This window comes from Streptomyces sp. NPDC059524 (assembly GCF_042749255.1).
Lineage (GTDB): Bacteria > Actinomycetota > Actinomycetes > Streptomycetales > Streptomycetaceae > Streptomyces > Streptomyces xanthii.
On record NZ_JBHYTK010000127.1, the window covers coordinates 18,291 to 24,332 of the forward strand.

Consider the following 6,042-nt stretch of genomic DNA (forward strand, 5'->3'; position numbering starts at 1 on the left):
CGCCCCGGGGGGGGGGGGGGCCCCCGGGGGCCGCCCACACCCCCCACCCCCCCCGCCCCGGGGGGGGGGCGGGTTCACACCCCCCCCCCCGCCCCCCCTTGCGCACAACCGCTCCCGCGCTACTCCGACTTGATGGCCGTCAGCATGTTCAGACGGGCGGCGCGGCGGGCCGGCCACAGGGCCGCGAGGATGCCGACCACCGCGGCCAGGGCGAGGAAGATCCCCATCCGGCCCCAGGGCAGCACCAGCGCGTACGTCGACATGGTGTTGCCGATCAGCTGTCCGGCCGCCCAGCCGAAGAACACGCCCAGGCCGATGCCGAGCACACCGCCGAACAGGGAGATCACCAGGGACTCCAGGCGGACCATGCGCTTGATGCCCTTGCGGTCGATGCCGATCGCGCGGAGCATCCCGATCTCCTGCTGACGCTCGAAGACCGACATGGCGAGGGTGTTGATGACACCGAGGACGGCGACGATGACCGCCATCGCGAGCAGCCCGTAGAGCATGTTCAGCATCAGCGTGAACATCTGGGCGATCTCGTTTGACAGGTCCTGGCGGTCCTGGATCTTCACCGCCGGGTTCTCGCCGAGCGCCTTCGTCAGCTTGTCCTTGGTGGCGTCGGACGGGCCGCCGGACGTCTTCAGCATCACCTGCATGTCCGAGGCGCCGTCGCTCATGTGCGGGTTCAGCGTCGGGGCGTCGAGCATGATGCCCCGGATCATCTGGTTGCCCTCGTAGACCCCGGCGACGGTCAGGCGCTGCTTCTTGCCGTCCTCGTAGGCGACGGAGAACGTCGAGCCGGCCTTCCAGCCGTGGTCCTTCGCCGTGTCGTCGTCGACGACGACGTTCGTGCCGCCGACCCGGAACCGGCCCTCGTCCACGGGCAGGTCCGCCAGGCGCGTGATCGTGCGGCCGTCGACGCCGGTCAGGTACTCGGTGGTGCCGTCGATGCGGGACGGGGAGTTGGACAGACCGCTGGTCGCGGTGACGCCGTCGGTCTTCTGCAGCGTCTTCAGGACGTCGGGGGACAGGTAGTTCCCGTTCGCCATGGAGACGACGTAGTCGGCCTTCAGGGAGTCCGCGGCCATCTTGTCGATCGCCGACTGGACGCTGCCCGCGATGACGGTGAGGCCCGTGATCAGGGTCAGCCCGATCATCAGCGCCGAGGCGGTCGCGGCCGTACGGCGCGGGTTGCGCACCGAGTTGAGGCGGGCCAGCTTCCCGGAGATGCCGAACACGCGCAGCACCGGGGCCGCCGCCGCGATCAGCGGACGGGACAGCAGCGGCGTCAGGATGAAGACGCCGATGACCAGGAGCGCGGCGCCCGCGCCCATCGGCAGCTGCCCGGAGTCGCCGCTCATCGTCGTCGCGGCCAGCACGGCCGTGACACCGGCGGCGGAGACGAGCGCGCCCAGCGTGTTGCGCAGGACCAGGGACTTGGCGGTCGGGGCGGCGTGCACCGCGCTCATCGCCGCGACCGGCGGGATCTTCGCGGCGCGGCGGCCCGGCAGCCACGCGGCCAGCATCGTGATCACGACACCGACGAGCAGCGACGCGACGACCGTGCCGACGGACACGACCAGCGGGCCGTCCGGGATGATCGCCCCGGTCCTGCCCATGAGGGAGCGCATGCCCGCGCCGATGCCGATGCCCACGACGAGACCGGTCACCGCGGCGGCCGCGCCCACGAAGAACGCCTCGATCAGCACCGAGCGCGTCACCTGCCGGCGCGAGGCACCGACCGCGCGCAGCAGCGCCAGCTCCTTGGTGCGCTGGGCGACCAGCATCGTGAACGTGTTGGCGATGATGAAGATGCCGACGAACAGCGCGATGCCCGCGAACACCAGCAGCATGTTCTTCATCGAGCTCATCGACGAGGAGATGGCCTCGGCCTGGTCGTCGGCGAGCTGCCGCGCCGTGTCGGTGTGCACGGCGGCGCCGTCCAGCGCCTTGTCGAGGTTCCGCTTCAGCTGGTCCTGGCCCGTGCCCGCGGCGGCCTTCACGTCGATCTCGTCGTACGCGCCCGGCTTGTGGAACAGCTGCTGCGCGGTCGCCGTGTCGAACAGGGCGAGCGAGCCGCCGGCCGCGACGTTCCCGTCGTCGGTGGTGAAGACGCCGGTCAGGGTCGGGGTCAGGACGGGGCCGTCGACGGACATGCGGACCTGGTCGCCGACCTTGTAGCCGGCGCGCTTCGCGGTCTCGGCGTCGAGGGCGACCTGGTTCGCGCCGTGCGGGGCCCTGCCGGACGTGAAGGGGTACCGGGAGTCGTCGTCGCCCCAGTAGTTGCCGCCCTGGGTGGAGAAGCCGTTGCCGACGAGCTTGCCGTCCTGGTCGGCGACGGCCGCGTACCCGCTGACCACGCCGTACGCGGAGGCGGCGCCCGGCACCCGCTCGGCCTTCTTCAGCGTGGCGTCGGTGAGCTTCACCTCCTTGCTGACCTTGTCGCCCTCGGCGGCGGTGGCGCCGGGGGTGAGGGCCACGTCGACGTGGTCGAAGCCCTTGGCGGAACTCTTCTCCAGGGCGCCGGAGATGGTGTTGGTGAAGACGAGGGTGCCGGAGACGAAGGCGACGCCGAGCATGACGGCCAGCACGGTCATCATCAGGCGGGCCTTGTGCGCGAGCACGCTGCGCAGGCTTGTACGGAACATGGGTTCGGGTCAGTCCTGGGTTCGGCGGGGCCCCGGCTCGGCGCCATCGCGCCATGGGGGCAGAAGGTCGTATCGGCGGGTGACACGTACGGCGTGGCTGGTCGCGCCCACGCGGCGGAGCCGCACATCAACAGAGCCCCGCGCCCCTTACGGGGCGCATCCTGCGGGGCGGGGGAAGCGACGGGTCAGCTGGTGCGGCCCTTGGCGTCGAAGCCGGGGGTCCGGGGGTTTCCCCCGGGAAGACTGCGCATGCGGTCCAGGACCGTGTCGGCGGTCGGGGCGGCCATCTCGTCGACGATGCGGCCGTCGGCCAGGAAGATCACGCGGTCCGCGTACGCCGCGGCGACCGGGTCGTGGGTGACCATGACGACGGTCTGGCCGAGCTCGCGCACCGAGTTGCGCAGGAAGCCGAGCACCTCCGCGCCGGAGCGCGAGTCGAGGTTTCCGGTGGGCTCGTCGCCGAAGACGATGTCGGGCTTGGAGGCGAGCGCGCGGGCCACGGCGACGCGCTGCTGCTGGCCGCCGGAGAGCTGCGCGGGCCGGTGCCCGAGGCGGTCGGACAGGCCCACCATCTGGATCACGTTCTCCAGCCACGCCTTGTCGGGCTTGCGGCCCGCGATGTCCATGGGGAGCGTGATGTTCTCCAGCGCCGTCAGCGTCGGCAGCAGGTTGAACGCCTGGAAGATGAAGCCGATCTTGTCCCGGCGCAGCTTGGTGAGCTGCTTGTCCTTGAGGGAGCCGAGCTCGGTGTCGCCGATGCGGACCGAGCCGGACGAGAAGGTGTCCAGGCCGGCGACACAGTGCATCAGCGTCGACTTGCCGGAGCCGGACGGGCCCATGATCGCGGTGAACTCGGCCCGCCGGAAGTCGACGGAGACCTGGTCGAGCGCGACCACCCGGGTCTCGCCCTGTCCGTAGACCTTGCTCAGATCCGTGGCGCGGGCGGCCGCTGTCACGGTCCGGTCGGCGAGAGGGGTGGTGGTCACGGAGGGTGCTCCTGTCGGTACGGGGGACTGCCTGCTGGGGACCGTTCCATCGTCTCGGCGGAACGCCGCCCGGGAGTCAGCCGCTGCTCCCGTTCCCGGGGGCGACTGGAGTCGGACCGAGGGGCTCCGGGTCATACCTGGGGATGACCCGGAACCCCGAGCCGCCGGGCGGCGCCGCACCCGGGCGTGCGCCTGAGGTGAAATTCCGTCAATCCACGTGGACGCGCACCTGCGGCGGGAAGGGCACGTGGCAAGTGCGGATGGCGTCTGTCAGGGGCCGATGCAGGGGCTGATGCACCCTCAGACCTCAATAAAATAAGACAACATCGCGAGGGAGGCCCGCCGGCCGGGGGAGGCCGCCGGATAGGCTCGGAAGGTCGACGCGGAGCCCCACAGCCTGCCCGGATGGTGGAATGCAGACACGGCGAGCTTAAACCTCGCTGCCCCTTCGCGGGCGTACCGGTTCAAGTCCGGTTCCGGGCACCTCCTCCCCTCCCGCCGCCGGTCACGCTGTGTTCCCGGCCGGGGAACACAGGGGTGCTCCGCCGCGTTCCTCGTAACAGACTGGGAAAGATCCTCCCTGAGCACTAGGGTCGGATCTTTGCCAGCCCATTACTCTTGTGGGAAGGCCATACACGGTGGCCATGGAGGAGTGAGATGAGGAGCAGCAACCCGGTCTTCTCGCGACGGGGGTTCAGCCGCGACAACGGCTATGCGCAGTTCGACGCGCGTCAGTCGCAGGCCGGGGGACCCGCGGTCGGGACGCAGGCCAATCCGTACGGCCAGGCCCCCGCCGGCAACCCGTACGCGCAGAACCCCTACGCCCAGCAGGATCTGCAGTACGGCGCTCCGCAGGCGCCCGCCACCACCGGCCGTATGACGATGGACGACGTCATCGTCCGCACGGCCACCACGCTCGGCACGCTGATCGTGACCGCCGCGCTCGCCTGGGCGCTGCTGCCGGTCGACGACGCCCACATCGGCAAGTCGTACGGCATCGCGATCGGCGCCGGCCTCGTCGCGATGGTCCTGGGCTTCGTCCAGGCCTTCAAGCGCAAGGCGTCGCCGCCGATCATCCTGGCGTACGCGGCCCTCGAGGGCGTGTTCCTCGGCGTCGTCTCCAGCGTGGTCGACAACCGCATCGCGGACGGCGCGGCCATGCAGGCCGTCATCGGCACCATGTCCGTCTTCGCGGCGGTCCTGATCGCCTACAAGGCCGGCTGGATCCGCGTGAACCGCCGCTTCTACGGCTTCGTCATGGCCGCGGCGATGGGCTTCATCCTGCTGATGGCGGTGAACCTGCTGTTCGCCGTGTTCGGCGGCGGTGACGGTCTCGGTTTCCGCAGCGGTGGCCTCGGCATCCTGTTCGGCATCGTCGGCATCCTGCTCGGCGCGTGCTTCCTGGCCCTGGACTTCAAGCAGGTCGAGGACGGGATCGCGTACGGCGCGCCCAAGGAAGAGGCGTGGCTGGCCGCGTTCGGTCTGACCATGACGCTGGTCTGGATCTACATGGAGTTCCTGCGGCTCATCTCGATCCTGCAGGGCAACGACTGACGCCTGACGGCCCACGCCTGACGGACGTGACACGTCGATGGACCCGCCCACCTCGGTGCGCGGGTCCTTTTGTCGGTTGGGGGGTGGGGCGTCAGCCGAAGCGGCGCGCTGCGCGCCGCAGGTCGTACTCGTGGATGAGCGCCTTGGCGTGACCGTGGGAGAGGTTGTGCTCCCCGCGCAGCCAGTTCACCTTCTCTTCGAAACGAAGGAAGCTGGGGCCGTTCTCTACGGTCTGCATCCAGTCGGCGACTTCACGACCGGTGCATTCGGGGATGCGGGCGATCAGATTGCGGTGGGTCTCCTCGGAGAAGACTTGGGACATCGGCGCCTCCGGAACGCTTCGATGTAGCCGGGTCTTGAGGCCACCGTGCCCGAGCGCCGCCCCGTTGTAAACAGCTACAGTCGCCGCGTGCTTGATACGACGCCGTTGACCTCAGCAGTGGATCAGTTCGCCGACCGGCTCCGGGCGGCGCCGCAGAGCCGGTTGCAGCGGGGCGCCGCCGCGGAGGCGCTGGCGCTGGCCAGGGAGTTGTCCGGGTGGGCCCAGCGGCTGGAGGGGGCGGGGGCCTCCGGCGGTTCGGAGGTTCGGGAGATGCCGGACGCCGGGATGTTCGCGGCGGCTGATCAGGTGACGGTCGCGGGGCGCGATCTGGCGGTTGTCCTCCGGACGGAGCGGGAGGTCGGCGAGGCCGTCGATCTGGTGGGGGCGGCGATGAAGCGGGCCGGGGTTTAGGGGTTCGTCGTCGGGTGCGGGCCGGTGGGGGCTGGTCGCGCAGTTCCCCGCGCCCCTGGAGGCGAGCGGCTTCGCCGCTCAGCCTCTATCGGGGAAATGCGACCCGGAGGGTCTGCAT

The 6,042-nt window shown here is 70.4% G+C and carries 5 protein-coding genes and 1 tRNA gene; 3 read left to right on the forward strand and 3 right to left on the reverse strand.

The annotated features are described in order from the left end of the window. Positions 1-119 precede the first annotated feature (119 nt). Positions 120-2,651, reverse strand: coding sequence for an ABC transporter permease (locus ACFW9D_RS28715; protein ID WP_384626482.1), 2,532 nt, complete (start codon positions 2,649-2,651; stop codon positions 120-122). Between the two features lie 185 nt (positions 2,652-2,836). Next, positions 2,837-3,637 carry an ABC transporter ATP-binding protein gene (locus ACFW9D_RS28720; RefSeq protein WP_384626485.1) on the reverse strand — a complete coding sequence of 267 codons (801 nt, stop codon included), beginning with the start codon at positions 3,635-3,637 and terminating at the stop codon, positions 2,837-2,839. A 399-nt stretch (positions 3,638-4,036) separates the two neighbouring features. Here ACFW9D_RS28720 and ACFW9D_RS28725 point away from each other — a divergent pair. Together ACFW9D_RS28725 and ACFW9D_RS28730 are read left to right on the forward strand one after the other, a co-directional pair. After that, positions 4,037-4,120 (forward strand) — tRNA-Leu (locus tag ACFW9D_RS28725). 174 nt (positions 4,121-4,294) lie between these two features. Continuing rightward, the gene (locus ACFW9D_RS28730) at positions 4,295-5,191 is read left to right on the forward strand and encodes a Bax inhibitor-1/YccA family protein (RefSeq protein ID WP_188338494.1); all 897 of its coding nucleotides are present in this window, start codon (positions 4,295-4,297) and stop codon (positions 5,189-5,191) included. 91 nt (positions 5,192-5,282) lie between these two features. On the opposite strand, the gene ACFW9D_RS28735 is transcribed toward ACFW9D_RS28730, so the two are convergent. Next, a complete protein-coding gene (locus ACFW9D_RS28735) occupies positions 5,283-5,513 on the reverse strand; it encodes a DUF4287 domain-containing protein (RefSeq protein ID WP_188338495.1) in 231 nt (76 codons plus the stop codon). A gap of 87 nt (positions 5,514-5,600) precedes the next feature. Between ACFW9D_RS28735 and ACFW9D_RS28740 the strand changes: the two genes are divergently transcribed. Then, a complete protein-coding gene (locus tag ACFW9D_RS28740) occupies positions 5,601-5,924 on the forward strand; it encodes a hypothetical protein (RefSeq protein WP_188338496.1) in 324 nt (107 codons plus the stop codon). The last annotated feature ends 118 nt before the right edge of the window (positions 5,925-6,042 follow it).